Raw genomic sequence first — 15,359 nt, 5'->3', positions numbered from 1 at the left:
ACGTCTTTCAAAAATGTTGGCGCCTACCTACCCTCGGCAGCGTCGATCACCAGTGAGAGGTCGACGATCTCGCCTTGAGAGGTGACTCCCTCGTAGGACAGCGCGTCGGGGGCCATCTCCGAGTACATCTCTTGTATTGCCTCAACGGAATTCGGCAGGACATCGAGACTGAACTCGAGGCTGGGCGAAGCTGTGATCGCCGCCGGCTCGAGGCCCATTTCTGCCGATAGATTCGCCACAACATCGGCGTCGGCATGGTAATCACCGGTCAGATGCGTGTTTATGGTCCTCAGCATCGCACGGAAGAATGCGACCCCGGCAACTCGGTCCTCCACCATGAGCCGACTACCGACGAAGTACCCGCCGGTACTGATATCAGATCGATAGGGATACGCAAGGAAGGCGCCGTTTCTCATCGCGCCGGCCGAGTTCGGAGGGGCGAAGACAGCGCCGTCGATCGTACCGGTGTTCAACGCCTGCAGCATGGTTGTCGGGTCGCTGATCGTGGTCAATGTGACGTCGTCGCCCGTCAACCCACCGTCCGTCAGCGCCTGATAGATCGGATACGAGACGGGGGCGGTGAGCCCGCCGGGAAACACTCCGATCGTCGCGCCCTCGAGCTTCTTCGGATCGAACTCGGCCGCGTTGCTGCCGAACTTCGCACCGAGGAACAGGCCACTGTCTGTCCAGGACGAGGCGAGCCCACCCGCCCATGTCAGGTCCACCCCTTGATTGCTTACGTTCAGCACCAGGGCAGTCGGAGCGCTGTACACGACGTCGACCTTCTTCTGCCCCAGCAAGGTCAGAAGATTCGGTGCGGTGTCGGAAACGTACTCGACCGTCAGGTTCTCCTTCTCGAACTCACCGGCAGCATGCGCGAGTAGCAGTGGCGCAATGGTTTCGCTTTTGGCCGGGAGACCGACCTTGATCGTCGTCGGCGACGAAAGCGGCTTCGCCTCAGGCGTTCCGACAGGACCTGCAAGGCTCAGCCCGTCGGGCAACTGGGATACCGCTTCATGCGACGACGTGGACTCGGCAGGTGCACTGCAGGCCGTGATCGTGACGAGTGCCGCAGCAGCCAGCGCCACGGTCACCACGTGACGGCGAAACGCGCGATTCATGGATTTCCTCTGGTCGTCCCCGACAAGTGATGCTCGGTACACGTGTCGTTCACCTCCGCCGTGCGCGGAGGTGCGGCAGCGCAAGACGGGTCAGGCCGGTGACGATGGTGGTGAACAGGACTCCGAGCAGTCCGGCGATGATGACGCCGGCGTACATGGTGGCCGGGTCGAAAACCTGAGAACGCTGGAAGATGAGATATCCCAATCCTGTTCCACCGCCGATCATTTCGATACCGACAACGACGAGGATCGCAATCCCGGCGCAGAGGCGCAACGCAGTGCCAATCGCAGGCATCGAGCCGGGGATGACGACGTGGCGGGTTCGTTGCAGTCTGCTCGCACCGAAGACGTCGGCGGCGTCGAGATAGCCCTGCTCGATACCGACGACGGCGGCAGTGGTGGACATCGCCACGATGAAGAAGACCGATACCGCGACGAGCACGATCTGAGGCAGGCTACCGAGGCCGAAGATCAGCAGGAATACGGGGTACAGTGCCAATTTCGGCAATGTGTACAGCGCCACCATGGTGGTGTCCAGAGCTGAGCGGGCGATCCAGGACATACCGAGCAGAAGCCCGACCAGGACACCGCCGATGACGCCGATGACGTAGCCGAGGACCATTTTCTCGGTGGTGTCGATGACGGCCTGGACCATCACTCCATCGCGGAGAGACTCGACGCCGGCCGACCAGATGGTACTGGGTGCGGGGAAGAATCGGGTGTCGAGGAGGCCGGTTCGGGCGAAGACTTCCCACACGGTGAAGATCAGAACCGGGGTGCCGACGGCGAGCGTGAGTTGAAGGATCCGGCGGCGGCGAGCGTGCCCGACGGGGTCCTTCTCGGAGCGGCCGGGAACGCGTTGGACGACGTGTACCGGGTTGGGACTAGGCCGCGTCATTGTTGGTGCCACGATCATCCACCTCCTTACGTAGCAGGTTCCAGATTTGTTCCTCGAGTCGGCCGAACTCCACCTGAGAACGCACCGATCGACGGGGCCGTTCGAACGGGACACGGATGTCCGCGATGATGTTGCCGGGCCGCGCGGACATGACGATGATGCGGTCGGCGAGGAGAAGTGCCTCGTCGATGCTGTGGGTCACGAACAGCACAGTGCGTTGGTTCGCTTCCCAGACCGAGAGCAATTCTTGTTGAAGGACGAGACGTAACTGCGCGTCCAGGGCTGCGAACGGTTCGTCCATCAACAGCATTTCCGGGTCGGCAGCGAAAGCACGGGCGAGAGCGACGCGTTGGCGCATCCCTCCGGACAAGGCTGCCGGGTAGGCGCGCTCGAATCCGTCGACGCCGGTGCGTTTGATCCAGTCCCGAGCGATCTGGTTCGCCTCGCGGCGCGGGGTTCCGCGTACGTCGAGCGGGAAGCGGACGTTCGCGAGGACCGTCTTCCAGGGGAAGATGCCGTATTCCTGGAAGACCATGGCCGCCAGGGGTGCGTCGACGTGTCGACGTTCGATGGTGACGCGGCCTTCGGACGGCGGGACGAGGCCGGCGATGATGCGCAGCAGGGTGGATTTACCGCAGCCCGACGGACCGACGATGGCAACGAATTCGCCGCGACCGACCTTCAGGTCGACGGGGCCGAGTGCCGTGAGGCTGACACTACCTGTGATGAACGAGCGTTGTACCTGTTCTACATCGATGTAGACATCCGAGTGTGTCACTCGACCCTCCAATGTTTGTACGAACACGACGGGGTGGTCCTGACCGAATCAACTGCGCATGTCGAGAAGCTCGTGTGACCGGTCCTTGGCCTGTAGCCGTGCGGAAATCCACTGGCCGGCCTGTGTGAACGTGTTGTGAGCGACGGTGGGAAGCTCCGGATGGAACAACAGCCACGCGTGAACTGTCGCCGGCCATACCTGCAGTGTGACGTCACATCCCACGAGCGCTGCGCGGCGAGTGAAATCCAGTGAATCGCTGAGCAGTACTTCGTCCGAACTCACGTGAATCAACAACGGTGGCAAGTTTCCGAAGTCTCCCTCGATGGGTGAGACCAACGGGTCGGTGCGCGAGGTACCGTTGCCGCAGTATGCGAGCGCACAGCGCTCCAAGCCCTCAGCGGTGATCATCGGGTCGAACGGTGCACGCGCTGTATGTGATTCACCGCTCTGTGTCATGTCGAGCCAGGGGCTGAGCAGGTAGCCACCAGCCGGCAACGGTAGTTTTTCCTGCTGAAGCCTGAGCAGGAGGGCGGCAGTCAGGTTGCCACCCGCCGACTCTCCTGCCACCACGATGTTCTCCGGCAGGAATCCTTGATCCAACACGTAGCGATAGTTACGTACCGCGTCGTCCAGCCCTGCCGGATAAGGGTTCTCGGGCGCCAGTCGGTAGCTCATATCGAACCCGACGACACCGGCCGATTCTGCCAAACGTCCGACCAGATGACGGTGACTCCGAACGCTTCCGAAGGTGTGGCCGCCCCCGTGGTGATAGATCAGCGCGTGCGAGCGACTTGCACCCCGGGGCGTCAACCGCTCGCCACGAACGTCCGGGTCGACAATTTCCTCGACAGCGCAGCCGTCCGGCACCGGAACAGCGCCGTGCTCCTCGTCGAACTCCTGCCGCTGCTGCTGAAGTGTCGGCGGGGCAACCATTTTCGAAAATCTGTCGGTCCACGCGGCAGAGAATGCGACGACCTCGGCCAAAGCGCTCGACGTTGCACGGGATAAGTCGACCATCGTCTTCCTCCAAAGGAATGTGAGCGCCGGAGTCGCTGCGCAGAGATGGGGAGGCAGCCCAGCACATCACTGACATGCACGTGACCTGAGTCACGACGGAGGCTGAGTGAGAGGAGTCTCACAAGAGTTGAGGCGGTTGTCAACTACCGGACCGACCGAACCCGGCCGCAGCACTCGATCCGGCGGAGCGCCCCGAAACACGGCTCGACCGACATGCCCCGCGCCGTCTCGGCATGTACAGTTGAATCCGGATTCGGATTCAACTTGCGCCTCTTCCCGTGCCCCGAATCCGGATGTACACGCTCACTGACCAGCGAATCGAGGGAAATCGATGATCGATACCACCACTCTGCCCGTCCGCCCGGCGAGCCTGGCCGAGCTCACGAACTTGATCGGCGTCGAGCTCGGCCCGACCGAGTGGTACGACGTCACGCAAGAGCGGGTCAACGCGTTCGCCGACGCCACCGACGACCACCAGTGGATCCATATCGACACCGAACGTGCCGCGGCCAGCCCGCTCGGCGGCACCATCGCGCACGGCCTGTACAGCCTCTCGCTCGGGCCCGCGCTGTCCGCGGAACTGATACGGCTCGACGGATTCGCGCACAGTCTCAACTACGGCTACAACAAGGTGCGGTTCCCCGCCCCTGTACCGTCCGGGTCGCGAATTCGTATGCGCGCCACCATCACCTCCGCCGAGCAACTAGCCGGCGGTATTCAGATCACGATGAGTCAGGTCGTCGAACGCGAAGGCTCGGACAAGCCGGTTGTCGTCGCCGAGTCGGTTGCCAGGGTCGTCGAGCAGTCCTAGCTCGAAGGCCCCGGCCTCCCGCATCGTGGCCGGCGGGGCCGCGCCGAGAGCCGGAGAGGTCGACTCGAAAGATCCACAAGCGGTCCATCGACCGCGCCCAACTCCGAGAGGCGCATACATGACGAGCGTGAACCGACAGGTCCGACTGGCGAAGCGGCCGGTGGGCAGGCCCGACGACTCCACGTGGGAGATCACCACCGAACCCGTCCCCGTACCCGGCGATGGACAGTTCACTGTGCGGGTGCACTACGTATCACTCGACCCCGCGATGCGTGGCTGGCTCAACGACGTGCGGTCCTACGTACCTCCGGTCGGGATCGGAGAGGTGATGCGCGCGCACGCCGTCGGACGGGTTCACGCGTCGAAGAACGAGAAGTACGCGGTGGGGCAGTTGGTTTCCGGCCACTTCGGAGTATGCGACTACGCCGTCTCCGATGGCACCGATGTGCTCGTCGTCGACGAAGAACTCGCGCCCGCGCCCGCGTGGCTCGGCGCGCTCGGGTTCCCCGGAATGACCGCCTATTTCGGGCTCCTCGATGTCGGTCGGATGAAGGCGGGCGAGACCGTCCTCGTCTCCGGTGCAGCCGGAGCCGTCGGCAGCTTGGTCGGCCAGATCGCCAAGCTGAACGGATGCCGGGTCATCGGCATCGCCGGTGGACCGGAGAAGTGCTCCTGGCTCACCGACGAACTCGGATTCGATATCGCAATCGACTACAAGTCGGAGTCCGTTGGACGGGCCCTGCACGCAGCTGCTCCAGAAGGCATCGACATCTACTTCGACAATGTCGGTGGCGAGATCCTGAACTCGGCGCTCGCGTGCCTTCGGCGGGGTTCTCGGGTTGTGTTGTGTGGGGCAATCTCCGGCTACAACGCAACGGACCCCCAGCCCGGGCCGTCCCGCTACCTGTCTCTGCTCGTCAACAGAGCTTCCATGTCCGGGTTCATCGTCTTCGATTATCTCGAGCGCTTTCCCGAAGCCATGGCCGCGATGTCCGAGTGGATCCGACGCGGTCTCATCGTGACTCGTGAGCAAGTAGAGACGGGTGGGATCGAGGCGTTCGGGCGCACCCTCACCATGCTCTTCGACGGAGCGAACACCGGAAAACTCGTGCTGCGGATGAACGAAGGCTGAGTCCCCGAAAGTGGGCCCCGACTCGCGAGTCGGGGCCCACTTTCGGGCCGAGGCTACTATCTGACCGCGATGCCGAACCGTTCGGCAAGCTGGCGCCGGGTGTCACCGGCTTCGGTATGTAGAACGCCGGCGATCCCGAGCCGGGCGGCCCCGTCGATGTTCTGCTGTAGATCGTCGATCATGACGGCCTGCTCCGGCAGCACCCCGAGCCGCTCGCACGCGATCGTGTATATCCGACGGGACGGCTTGCGGATCCCCACCTCCGAGGAGATCACGACCTGATCCGCCAGACCGTCGAGATCGAATCCGGCATAACAATCTCGACCGAATGCATTGGACACCAATGCGACTGGATACCCGGAATCACGAAGCCCTGCCACCAGCGCGATCGTGTCCTCGTCCCTGGTCAGTCCGGACTGCATGCGCGCACTCAGCCCCTCGGCACTCACCTTCGGCCCGTATGTGCTCAGCCGCTCGGCGAACCCGCGCTCGAATACGTCGACGTCGATCCGACCGGACTCGTGATCCGAGAGCAGCCTCCGCGAGACAGGATCGGAGGCAAGCAGCTTCAGTGGCAGCGATGGATCACCCCCGATCTCGGCACCGAAATCCTCGAATGCCCTGATCACACTCGAGGTCATCACGCCACCGAAGTCGACCAGCACCGCAGTTCGTGTCGAATCCACTACTGCCGAATCTGCTGCTGCCGAGTACATTCCAAGAATCCCTCCCTCAAACCGTACAACGCCGCTGTTCATCCATTAGACTCGCAGTTGAATCCGACGTCAACATTGACTTGACTGGGGCGAAAGGGTCGACAGAGATGGAACGGACAGATCGGGCGCACGAAGCGACGCGGAGCACGTTCATCCACGGCCGGACGGCGGCGACGGCGAGCCCGTCCGGAGACGCCTCGAGTGAAAGTCGTTCCACCTTTACGCTTTCCGGATCGGACGATCAACCGTTCCCCTCGGACATATGACAAGCATCCGAGCGGCCACGGGCCGACGACGGTCGGCGCCCGTGAACCTTCGACCCCGATTCGCGAGCGGTACCACGCCGCCCGCCCCACAGGGGTTGACAGTGTGACCGTCGACACAATATCTTCATAAGTGAACACTTACTTACATGCACCTTCGGACGCTGGCTCGGCGTAACCGACCAGCGGCATCGGCTCCAGACTCCACGCGGTACGGGCCCCTCACGTAAGGAAATGATCTTGGCCGACTCGGCTCGGATTCCCGAGGACACCAGTGCAGCATTCCCGGATCGGCTCGCAATGGCCGCAGGAACACTGCAATCGAACTGCGACGAGCTCGATGTCTCGACGATCCACATCGCAAACCCCCTGCGGGACCGTGGCATCGACCCGGGAACGTCGCCCCGAACGACAGCCCTGTGACCGCAGACGAGCATCTGCGGATCATCGAGTTCGCGGACACCCTGCCGATGGATGCCCCGGCAAGATCCTCGGACGTGAGCCGGCGAATCACTCGTCGTAACCAGACCTCCGGACGCCCACGCCCGGCTGATGCGAACCGGAACCACACGAACAAGGAACCCCCTCCATGAGAACAGCTTTCACCGAAACCTTCGGTGTCCGGCACCCCATCGTCCAGGGCGGCATGCAGTGGGTCGCGACGGCGGACCTGGTCGCCGCCGTCGCGAACGCCGGTGCACTCGGATTCCTGTCCGCGCTGACGCAACCCACCCCCGATGCTCTGGCGGCCGAGATCGCGCGATGCCGCGAGTTCACCGATCAACCGTTCGGTGTGAACCTCACGATGCTGCCGTCGATCGACCCGCCCCCGTACGAGGAGTACCGGCAGGTCGTCATCGACTCGGGCGTCACCATCGTGGAAACCGCCGGTTCGAACCCCGCACCTCACCTGCCGGCCCTGCATGCCGCCGGAATCCGGGTCATCCACAAGTGCACGTCGGTGCGCCATGCCGTGAAGGCTCAGAGTCTCGGAGTGGACGCGGTGAGCATCGACGGGTTCGAATGCGCCGGCCATCCCGGCGAGGACGATGTCGCCGGTCTCGTGCTGATCCCCGCTGCCGTCGATGCACTGACCATTCCGATCCTGGCCTCCGGAGGCTTCGCCGACGGCCGGGGTCTCGTCTCGGCCCTCGCCCTCGGTGCTGCGGGTATCAACATGGGAACCCGGTTCATGTGCACGGCCGAAGCCCCGATCCATTCCGCGATCAAGGAGGCGATCGTCGCCGCGGACGAGACGGAAACAGACCTGATCTTCCGCCCGCTCCGTAACACCGCCCGCGTCGCGCGCAACTCGATCAGCCGACGTGTCGTCGAGATCCTCGACGACGGTGGGACATTCGACGACGTCCGCGACCTGGTAGCTGGCGTGCGAGGCCGCACCGTCTACGAAACGGGAGACCCCGAAGCCGGCATCTGGTGGGCCGGCACTTCGCAAGGCCTGATCCACGACATCCCGACCGTGTCCGAACTCGTGTCGACGATCGTCGCGGACGCGGACGCGATCATTCGCGACCGCCTCACCTCCCTGCTCGACATTCCGGCCCCCGCCTGAACTTTGGAGAACCACATGAGTACACCCCCCGCCACCCTGACACGCGGCCACACCGACGAGGGGGCAGACATCGCGGTGCTGACCTTCGCCGATGGAAACCTCAACCTGTTCGGCACCACCATGCTCGACACCGTCGCCGACGCGGTGTCCACTCTCGTTGCACATCCGCCTCGGACCCTGCTCATCCGTGCCGAAGGAAAGACGGTGTCGGCCGGAGTCGATGTCCAGGTGTTCGACGCGCTCTCCGTCGAGGACGGAGAAGCGATGTGGGCGCGCCTGTTCGACGACATCATCCACCCCGTCGAGAACCTTCCGTGCCCCACCGTTTTCGCTGCTCACGCCCTGACCTTGACCGCAGCGTTCGAGATCGCACTGGCCTGCGACATCATCCTCGCTGCGCCCGAGGCGAAGTTCGGGCTCGTGGAGCGTGTGGTGGGGCTGACGCCCTCGATGGGTGGCCCGCAGCGCCTCGCCGAGCGTGCCGGTTCGGGACGGGCCCGTGAACTCGTGATGACCGGCGACCTCTACTCCGCACAGACACTGGCCGATTGGGGGGTGGTCAACAGCCTCCACGACGACGTCGCCGAGGCCGCACATTCCCTGGCCGTCCGACTCGGGAACGGGCCGACCCGCGCACACGCCGCGACCAAACAGATCATCGCTGCGTGGCGGTCGGGGGGCGTTGCGCACGCCGACTCGATTACCCCGGCGACCTCCGGATCCCTTTTCGCCACCTCCGACCTCGAGCGTGCGGTGCAACGCTTCCTCACCGAAGGACCGCGCGCCTGCTCCTCATTCGACGGAAACTGACTCTTCTCGCCTTTTTCAACGAATTCTGCTGTGGCCATTGACATGTCAGAAATGCGAGTGGAAACTGTGCTACACATTTCGTTCGATTGTCCGATCGACGGCCGTATCCCCGGTACATCACTCCGGAGCGGATCATCCTTCTCTTCGAGGACAGGCGACCCACATGTCAGCAACCGCGATCGCGACGGACTGACACTCACGAAAGGCCCGAACCGATGACGACAAGCATTGACCGAGAAGCACTTCGAACACGGTATGCAGAGGAACGTGCCAAGCGGATACGACCGGAGGGCAGCAAGCAGTACATCCGGTTGGACCGGGTGGATCACGGCGTGCGCGACCCGTACACACCCGTCGTCGAGCGCGAACCCAAGACGGATCATGTCACCTTCGCCTTCATCGGCGGAGGCTTCTCCGGGCTGCTCACCGCTGCCCGCCTGCGGGAGTCCGGGATCGACAGCGTCCGGGTCATCGACAAGGCCGGCGATTTCGGCGGTGTCTGGTATTGGAACCGCTACCCGGGCGCAATGTGCGATACCGCGGCGATGGTCTACATGCCCCTCCTCGAGGAGACCGGCCACATGCCTACGGAAAAGTACGCACACGGGCCCGAGATCTACGAACACTGCCAGCGCATCGGCAAGCACTACGGCCTCTACGACGACGCCCTGTTCCACACCCAGGTCACCGATCTCGCCTGGCAGGAGCAGGAGAAGAGGTGGCTGATCACCACCGACCGGGGAGACCGCTTCACAGCCCAGTTCGTCGGTATGGGCACCGGACCGCTCCACGTCGCCCAGCTGCCCGGTATCCCCGGTATCGAGAACTTCCGGGGCAAGGCGTTCCACACCAGTCGTTGGGACTACAACTACACCGGCGGCGATCCCACGGGTGCGCCGATGGACCTGCTCGCCGACAAACGAGTCGCCGTCATCGGCACCGGCGCCACAGCCGTCCAGTGTGTGCCCGAACTCGCCAAGTACAGCAAGGAACTCTTCGTGTTCCAGCGGACACCGTCTGCCGTGGATGTTCGTGGCAACCACCCGATCGACCCGCAGTGGTTCGACGGGATCGCCACCCCCGGATGGCAGCAACGCTGGCTGGACAGTTTCACCGCGATCTGGGACGGCGTGCTGAGTGACCCGAGCGAGTTGGAGAACGAGCACGAGGATCTCGTCCAGGACGGCTGGACGGCCCTCGGGAAGCGAATGCGCGCTGCGGTCAAAACGGTTCCTGCCGAAGATTTCTCGCTGGAGGCTGTTCAGCGTGCCCTCGAAGATGCCGACGACGTGACGACGAGCAGGATCCGGGATCGGGTCGACGAGATCGTCACGGATACGGATACGGCAGAGTCTCTCAAGGCCTGGTTCCGTCAGATGTGCAAACGGCCGTGCTTCCACGACGACTACCTGCCCGCGTTCAACCGGCCCAACACGCATCTCGTCGACACGAACGGCAAGGGTGTCGAACGTATCACCGCCGGGGGCGTCGTCGTCGACGGCGTCGAGTACGAGGTCGACTGCATCGTCTACGCCTCGGGTTTCGAATTCCTAGGCACCGACTTCACCGACCGTGCCGGATTCGACGTGACGGGACGGGACGGCGTGACGCTGTCGCAGTACTGGGCCGACGGCATGCGCTCCCTGCAGGGCATGTTCGTGCGTGGCTTCCCCAATCTGTTCATCCAGCAACTGCTCCAGGGCTCCAACCTCGGGTCTAACATCCCGCACAACTTCGTCGAAGGCGCCAAGACGGTGAAGATGGCGGTCGACCACACACTGCGGAACGGTTTCCACACCGTGGAGCCGACCGCGGAGGCCGAGGATGCCTGGGTTCAGCTCCTCCTCGACCACGGCCGACCGCTGGGCAACCCCGAGTGCACACCCGGCTACTACAACAACGAGGGCAAGCCCGCCGAACGTAAGGACCGGCTCAACGTCGGCTACCCCCAGGGTTCAGCGGCCTTCTTCCGGATGATGAACGACTGGCGTGCCGCCGGAACGATGGACGGCCTCACCTTCGACTGACCACCCCACACCACCGATCGCTTCCACATCCATTCCGGATCAGCATTGGGGTCGAAACATGCCGATCCACAGACGAACTCGAGGAAAACCCATGGGACAGTCACCAGTCGACGGATTCTGCAGTGAACGGTTCGAGGGCGTGCGCCGCGCTTTCGAGGAGAACCTGACATCGGGAGAGGAACTCGGAGCCTCACTGGTGATCGACATCGAGGGCGAAACCCTCGTCGACATCTGGGGAGGACACCGGGACGTATCCCGCACCACACCGTGGACCGAGGACACCCTCGTCAATGTCTGGTCCAGTACGAAGTCGGTGACGGCACTCGCCGCGCTGCTGCTCGTCGATGCCGGCGAACTCGACGTCTTCGCACCGGTGGCGCGGTACTGGCCCGATTTCGCCGCCAATGGAAAGTCGGATATCGAAGTCCGGCACATCCTTTCGCACACCTCCGGCGTATCCGGCTGGGAGCAGCCGTTCCGTCTCGAGGACATGTACGACTGGGAAGGCGCGGTCACCCGACTCGCGGCGCAGGCGCCGTGGTGGACACCGGGAACCGCGGCCGGCTACCACGCACAGAACTACGGCCACCTCATCGGCGAGGTCGTTCGCCGGATCACGGGCCTGCATCTCGAGGAGTTCGTCGCCAAGGAGATCGCCGAACCTCTCGGCGCGGATTTCCAGATCGGTGCCCGCGAAGCCGACTGGGACCGGATCGCCGAGATCGTCCCTCCCCCACCGCTGGACATCGATCTCGCCGCACTCGATCCCGACAGCGCGGCCGTCAAGACGCTGACCGGTCCCATCGCCGACGCGGCGGCAGCCAACACCGCCGGATGGCGGCACGCCGACATGGGTGCACACAACGGCCACGGCAACGCCCGATCCCTCGCACGGATCCTCTCCGCAATCACGCTCGGCGGCACGAGCAACGACGTCCGTCTGCTCACCGACAAGACCATCGATCTGATCTTCACAGAGCAGAACAACGACACCGACCTGGTGCTCGGCGTACCGTTCCGACGCGGCATCGGATTCGCTCTCCCCCGCCTCGACACCATGCCGTCGATCCCGGAGGGGCGGACCGCCTTCTGGGGCGGCTGGGGCGGTTCGATGACCGTCATGGACCTCGACCGCCGAATGACGTTCACCTACATGATGAACAAGATGGGGTCCGGGATCATCGGGTCACCGCGAAGCAATGAATACCTGCGCGCGACCTACGATGCCCTCGGTGCGGTGGGACCGGCATGACCACGGTCGACGCCTACGCAGCGACCGCACCGGACCTGCCACTGACCCGCCGGACCATCGAGCGACGAGAACCCGGTCCGTTCGACGTTCTCATCGAGATCAGCCACGTCGGTATCTGTCATTCCGACATCCACACCGCCCGCAACGACTGGGGTGTGACCCGATACCCGGTGGTTCCCGGACACGAGATCGTCGGTTCGGTGGTGGCAGTCGGCGATGCTGTGACCAAGCACAGCGTCGGCGATCGGGTCGGGGTTGGATGCTTCGTCGATTCCTGCCTCGAATGCGCTTCGTGTCTCGACGGCGACGAGCAGTACTGCACCGGCCCCCGCGGAGTCACCAACACGTACGGCTCTGCCGACCGTTACGGCGGAATGACCCAGGGCGGCTATTCGACCCACATCGTGGTCACCGAGCACTTCGTTGTCCGGATCCCGGACACGCTGCCGTCGGAGCGTGCTGCGCCGCTGCTCTGCGCGGGAGTGACGATGTACTCACCGCTCCGAGAGTGGAATGTGGGGGCCGACTCACGCGTAGCGATCATCGGTATGGGCGGGCTCGGCCACGTCGGCGTTCAGATCGCAGCGGCGCTCGGAGCAGAGGTCACCGTGCTGAGCCACTCCCTGTCGAAGATGGAGGACGGACTACGCTTCGGCGCAACCGATTACCGATCCACACGCGATTCCACATCACTTGCAGATCTTCGCGGAAAGTTCGACCTGATCCTCAACACGGTTTCCGCGAACCTCGATCTGGATCACTACATGTCGTTGTTGACCAGGGGCGGAACACTGGTCGAGCTCGGTCTCCCCGAGCATCCACTGGCCGTCAGGGCATTCTCCCTGACACACAATCGGCGAAGCCTCGCCGGTTCGATGGTGGGCGGCATCCCCGTCACCGAGGAGATGCTCGACTTCTGCGCGAATCACGGCATCGGCGCGGAGGTCGAGGTGATATCCATGGATCAGATCAACGCCGCCTACGAGCGAGTCCTGGCATCCGACATCCGCTATCGCTTCGTCGCCGACATGTCGACCATGTGAGAGCTCGGGTCACTCGAGGCGAGCATCACCGACTCCCCGTCCACGGTGGGTGAGGCTTCCGGATGTGCCGACGGAAGCCTCACCCACTTATCATCTGCCGTTCAGGACCTTCCGGAACCGAAGGGTCCCTGTGTGAGGGCCTGATTCACATGACGGCCAGTAGGAGTACCCATGAGAATCATCGGTGCCGTTCTCGAAAGCTCCGGACACAGTAGACCTTTCGATAAGACACAACCTCTTCGAATGACGGAACTCGATCTCGCCCCACCCGGGCCGACCGAGCTCCTGGTCCGGATGGAGGCGGCCGGTGTCTGTCACTCCGACCTCAGCGTGATCGACGGCAGCCGGCCTCGCACGATGCCGCTACTGCTGGGGCACGAAGCCGCCGGAACAGTCGAGGAGATCGGGGCGGACGTCGACCCGGTCCTGCTGGGACAGCGAGTGGTGATGACGTTTCAGCCACGCTGCGAACGTTGCGATGCCTGCGCCTCCGAGGGCCGCGTTCCCTGCAGCGCCGGCACGGCCGCCAACGGCCGCGGGGAACTCCTTCTCGGCGGAAGCCGGATACGTCAGGGGAACAGGGCGATCCGCCACCATCTCGGTGTGTCGGGCTTCGCGACTCACGCGGTCGTCGATGCCTCGTCCGCGGTGCCGGTGGGATTCGACGTGCCTCCTGCTGTTGCCGCGGTTCTGGGATGTGCCGTACTGACGGGCGGCGGCGCGATCATCAACACCGTCCGGCCCACACCGGGCGACAGCGTCATGATCGTAGGCCTGGGCGGGGTAGGTATGGCGGCACTGATCACCGCGGTGGCCGAAGGAGCCGGACGGGTCATTGCCGTCGACCCCCATGCCCCCAAGCTCGAGATCGCTCGCGGCCTGGGAGCACACGAGACATACACACCGAAGCAATTGAGCGAGAAGGCGATCAAGGCTCGCTACGTCGTGGAGTGCGCCGGTAACACACGCGCGTTCACGTCGGCGTTCGCAGCCACCGAGGTGGGTGGAACCACCGTGACGGTGGGGCTGCCCGCACCTACCGCCACAGTCGACATCACGCCACTGACACTCGCAGCGGAAGCCCGGACGATCGTCGGTAGTTATCTGGGTACCTCGGTACCGTCTCGTGACATTCCGCGGTTCGTGGAAATGTGGCGTTCCGGCCGGCTGCCCGTCGAGAGTCTCATCTCGTCCTACATCGGATTGGGCGATCTGAACAAGGCCATGGACGAACTCGCTTCGGGTGTGGCAATACGCCAGGTCGTCCTGTTCGACCACGAGTCGCAGCAGAGTGTGCACCCATGACCGAAGCCTGCACGACTCCCGCGCCGACCGCGGACAGTTTCCCGGTGCTCTGGCCGGTCCCGACACGATGGGCGGACAACGACCACTACGGTCACGTCAACAACGTCACGTACTACGCGTACTTCGACACCGCGGTGAATGCCTTCCTGATGGCAGAATCCGGCGTCGACATCCGGGACCTGCACGCGATCGGTGTGGTCGCCGAGACGGCGTGTACCTACCATCGCGAGTTGAGCTTCCCGGACGATCTCCGTGTCGGGCTCTCCGTCGAGCGCCTGGGATCCAGCTCCATCACCTACGCGCTCGCCATCTTCCGCGATTGCGGTGACCACCTCGAGCTTGCTGCGACCGGATGCTTCGTCCACGTCTACGTCGACGTCGTGACCCGGCGGCCGGTTCCGGTTCCCGACGAGATACGTTCCGCGGTGGCCGGTCTCGTCCGTCCGTGAACCTCACGGCCCGAAGAAGGCCTCCGCCGCGAAACACGGCGACACGAATGCATCTGTGGATCTTGCATCCCGTCACCACGGCCGCCCCAGACATGACAGCGCTCGGAGCGTTCCTGTCGCGAGCGAATCACGATGGTCGAAGCTGTTGGGAACAGGAATGATTC

At 63.8% G+C, this 15,359-nt stretch carries 14 protein-coding genes; 9 read left to right on the top strand and 5 right to left on the bottom strand.

The features are described from left to right. Positions 1-23: 23 nt before the first annotated feature. The 4 genes from Q5696_RS00355 to Q5696_RS00340 are packed head-to-tail and all read right to left on the bottom strand — an operon-like array spanning position 24 to position 3,814. Positions 24-1,121 (bottom strand): ABC transporter substrate-binding protein, encoded by a 1,098-nt coding sequence (locus Q5696_RS00355; protein WP_305093273.1) that lies wholly within the window; start codon positions 1,119-1,121, stop codon positions 24-26. A gap of 49 nt (positions 1,122-1,170) precedes the next feature. Beyond that, positions 1,171-2,037 carry an ABC transporter permease gene (locus Q5696_RS00350; protein ID WP_305093272.1) on the bottom strand — a complete coding sequence of 289 codons (867 nt, stop codon included), beginning with the start codon at positions 2,035-2,037 and terminating at the stop codon, positions 1,171-1,173. Then, on the bottom strand, positions 2,006-2,797 hold the full coding sequence (locus Q5696_RS00345) for an ABC transporter ATP-binding protein (protein WP_305093271.1): 792 nt from the start codon (positions 2,795-2,797) through the stop codon (positions 2,006-2,008). The genes Q5696_RS00350 and Q5696_RS00345 overlap by 32 nt, the downstream gene beginning before the upstream one ends. A gap of 48 nt (positions 2,798-2,845) precedes the next feature. Then, complete coding sequence (locus Q5696_RS00340) at positions 2,846-3,814, bottom strand: alpha/beta hydrolase (protein ID WP_305093270.1); 969 nt, start codon at positions 3,812-3,814, stop codon at positions 2,846-2,848. A gap of 331 nt (positions 3,815-4,145) precedes the next feature. Here Q5696_RS00340 and Q5696_RS00335 point away from each other — a divergent pair, with 331 nt between their 5' ends. Together Q5696_RS00335 and Q5696_RS00330 are read left to right on the top strand one after the other, a co-directional pair. Continuing rightward, positions 4,146-4,625 (top strand): MaoC family dehydratase, encoded by a 480-nt coding sequence (locus Q5696_RS00335; protein WP_305093269.1) that lies wholly within the window; start codon positions 4,146-4,148, stop codon positions 4,623-4,625. Between the two features lie 118 nt (positions 4,626-4,743). Continuing rightward, positions 4,744-5,757, top strand: coding sequence for an NADP-dependent oxidoreductase (locus Q5696_RS00330; RefSeq protein ID WP_305095403.1), 1,014 nt, complete (start codon positions 4,744-4,746; stop codon positions 5,755-5,757). 56 nt (positions 5,758-5,813) lie between these two features. On the opposite strand, the gene Q5696_RS00325 is transcribed toward Q5696_RS00330, so the two are convergent. Beyond that, the gene (locus Q5696_RS00325; RefSeq protein ID WP_305093268.1) at positions 5,814-6,473 is read right to left on the bottom strand and encodes an HAD family hydrolase; all 660 of its coding nucleotides are present in this window, start codon (positions 6,471-6,473) and stop codon (positions 5,814-5,816) included. An 852-nt stretch (positions 6,474-7,325) separates the two neighbouring features. Between Q5696_RS00325 and Q5696_RS00320 the strand changes: the two genes are divergently transcribed. The 7 genes from Q5696_RS00320 (at position 7,326) to Q5696_RS00290 (ending at position 15,195) form a co-directional block, all read left to right on the top strand. Beyond that, on the top strand, positions 7,326-8,309 hold the full coding sequence (locus Q5696_RS00320; RefSeq protein WP_305093267.1) for an NAD(P)H-dependent flavin oxidoreductase: 984 nt from the start codon (positions 7,326-7,328) through the stop codon (positions 8,307-8,309). 15 nt (positions 8,310-8,324) lie between these two features. Further along, entirely contained in the window at positions 8,325-9,119 is a 795-nt protein-coding gene (locus Q5696_RS00315) for an enoyl-CoA hydratase/isomerase family protein (RefSeq protein WP_305093266.1), read from the top strand. A gap of 332 nt (positions 9,120-9,451) precedes the next feature. After that, complete coding sequence (locus Q5696_RS00310; protein WP_305093265.1) at positions 9,452-11,146, top strand: flavin-containing monooxygenase; 1,695 nt, start codon at positions 9,452-9,454, stop codon at positions 11,144-11,146. A 91-nt stretch (positions 11,147-11,237) separates the two neighbouring features. Continuing rightward, positions 11,238-12,398, top strand: coding sequence for a serine hydrolase domain-containing protein (locus tag Q5696_RS00305; RefSeq protein WP_305093264.1), 1,161 nt, complete (start codon positions 11,238-11,240; stop codon positions 12,396-12,398). Beyond that, a complete protein-coding gene (locus tag Q5696_RS00300; RefSeq protein WP_305093263.1) occupies positions 12,395-13,441 on the top strand; it encodes an NAD(P)-dependent alcohol dehydrogenase in 1,047 nt (348 codons plus the stop codon). Before Q5696_RS00305 ends, Q5696_RS00300 begins: the two co-directional genes overlap by 4 nt. A gap of 171 nt (positions 13,442-13,612) precedes the next feature. Then, positions 13,613-14,746: an alcohol dehydrogenase catalytic domain-containing protein gene (locus tag Q5696_RS00295; protein ID WP_305093262.1), complete on the top strand. Its 1,134-nt coding sequence runs from the start codon at positions 13,613-13,615 to the stop codon at positions 14,744-14,746. Next, the gene (locus Q5696_RS00290) at positions 14,743-15,195 is read left to right on the top strand and encodes an acyl-CoA thioesterase (RefSeq protein ID WP_305093261.1); all 453 of its coding nucleotides are present in this window, start codon (positions 14,743-14,745) and stop codon (positions 15,193-15,195) included. The genes Q5696_RS00295 and Q5696_RS00290 overlap by 4 nt, the downstream gene beginning before the upstream one ends. Positions 15,196-15,359 lie beyond the last annotated feature (164 nt).

The organism is Prescottella sp. R16 (genome assembly GCF_030656875.1).
In the GTDB taxonomy this organism is placed as follows: Bacteria; Actinomycetota; Actinomycetes; order Mycobacteriales; family Mycobacteriaceae; genus Prescottella.
This window is presented reverse-complemented; position numbering and strand designations above follow the sequence as displayed.

Excerpts from the sequence above, each read along its gene's own strand:
- Q5696_RS00355 (WP_305093273.1), bottom strand. The coding sequence starts at position 1,121 with ATGAATCGCGCGTTTCGCCGTCACGTGGTGACCGTGGCGCTGGCTGCT.
- Q5696_RS00350 (WP_305093272.1), bottom strand. The coding sequence starts at position 2,037 with ATGATCGTGGCACCAACAATGACGCGGCCTAGTCCCAACCCGGTACAC.
- Q5696_RS00340 (WP_305093270.1), bottom strand. The coding sequence starts at position 3,814 with ATGGTCGACTTATCCCGTGCAACGTCGAGCGCTTTGGCCGAGGTCGTC.
- Q5696_RS00335 (WP_305093269.1), top strand. The coding sequence starts at position 4,146 with ATGATCGATACCACCACTCTGCCCGTCCGCCCGGCGAGCCTGGCCGAG.
- Q5696_RS00330 (WP_305095403.1), top strand. The coding sequence starts at position 4,744 with ATGACGAGCGTGAACCGACAGGTCCGACTGGCGAAGCGGCCGGTGGGC.
- Q5696_RS00325 (WP_305093268.1), bottom strand. The coding sequence starts at position 6,473 with ATGTACTCGGCAGCAGCAGATTCGGCAGTAGTGGATTCGACACGAACT.
- Q5696_RS00320 (WP_305093267.1), top strand. The coding sequence starts at position 7,326 with ATGAGAACAGCTTTCACCGAAACCTTCGGTGTCCGGCACCCCATCGTC.
- Q5696_RS00315 (WP_305093266.1), top strand. The coding sequence starts at position 8,325 with ATGAGTACACCCCCCGCCACCCTGACACGCGGCCACACCGACGAGGGG.
- Q5696_RS00305 (WP_305093264.1), top strand. The coding sequence starts at position 11,238 with ATGGGACAGTCACCAGTCGACGGATTCTGCAGTGAACGGTTCGAGGGC.
- Q5696_RS00300 (WP_305093263.1), top strand. The coding sequence starts at position 12,395 with ATGACCACGGTCGACGCCTACGCAGCGACCGCACCGGACCTGCCACTG.
- Q5696_RS00295 (WP_305093262.1), top strand. The coding sequence starts at position 13,613 with ATGAGAATCATCGGTGCCGTTCTCGAAAGCTCCGGACACAGTAGACCT.
- Q5696_RS00290 (WP_305093261.1), top strand. The coding sequence starts at position 14,743 with ATGACCGAAGCCTGCACGACTCCCGCGCCGACCGCGGACAGTTTCCCG.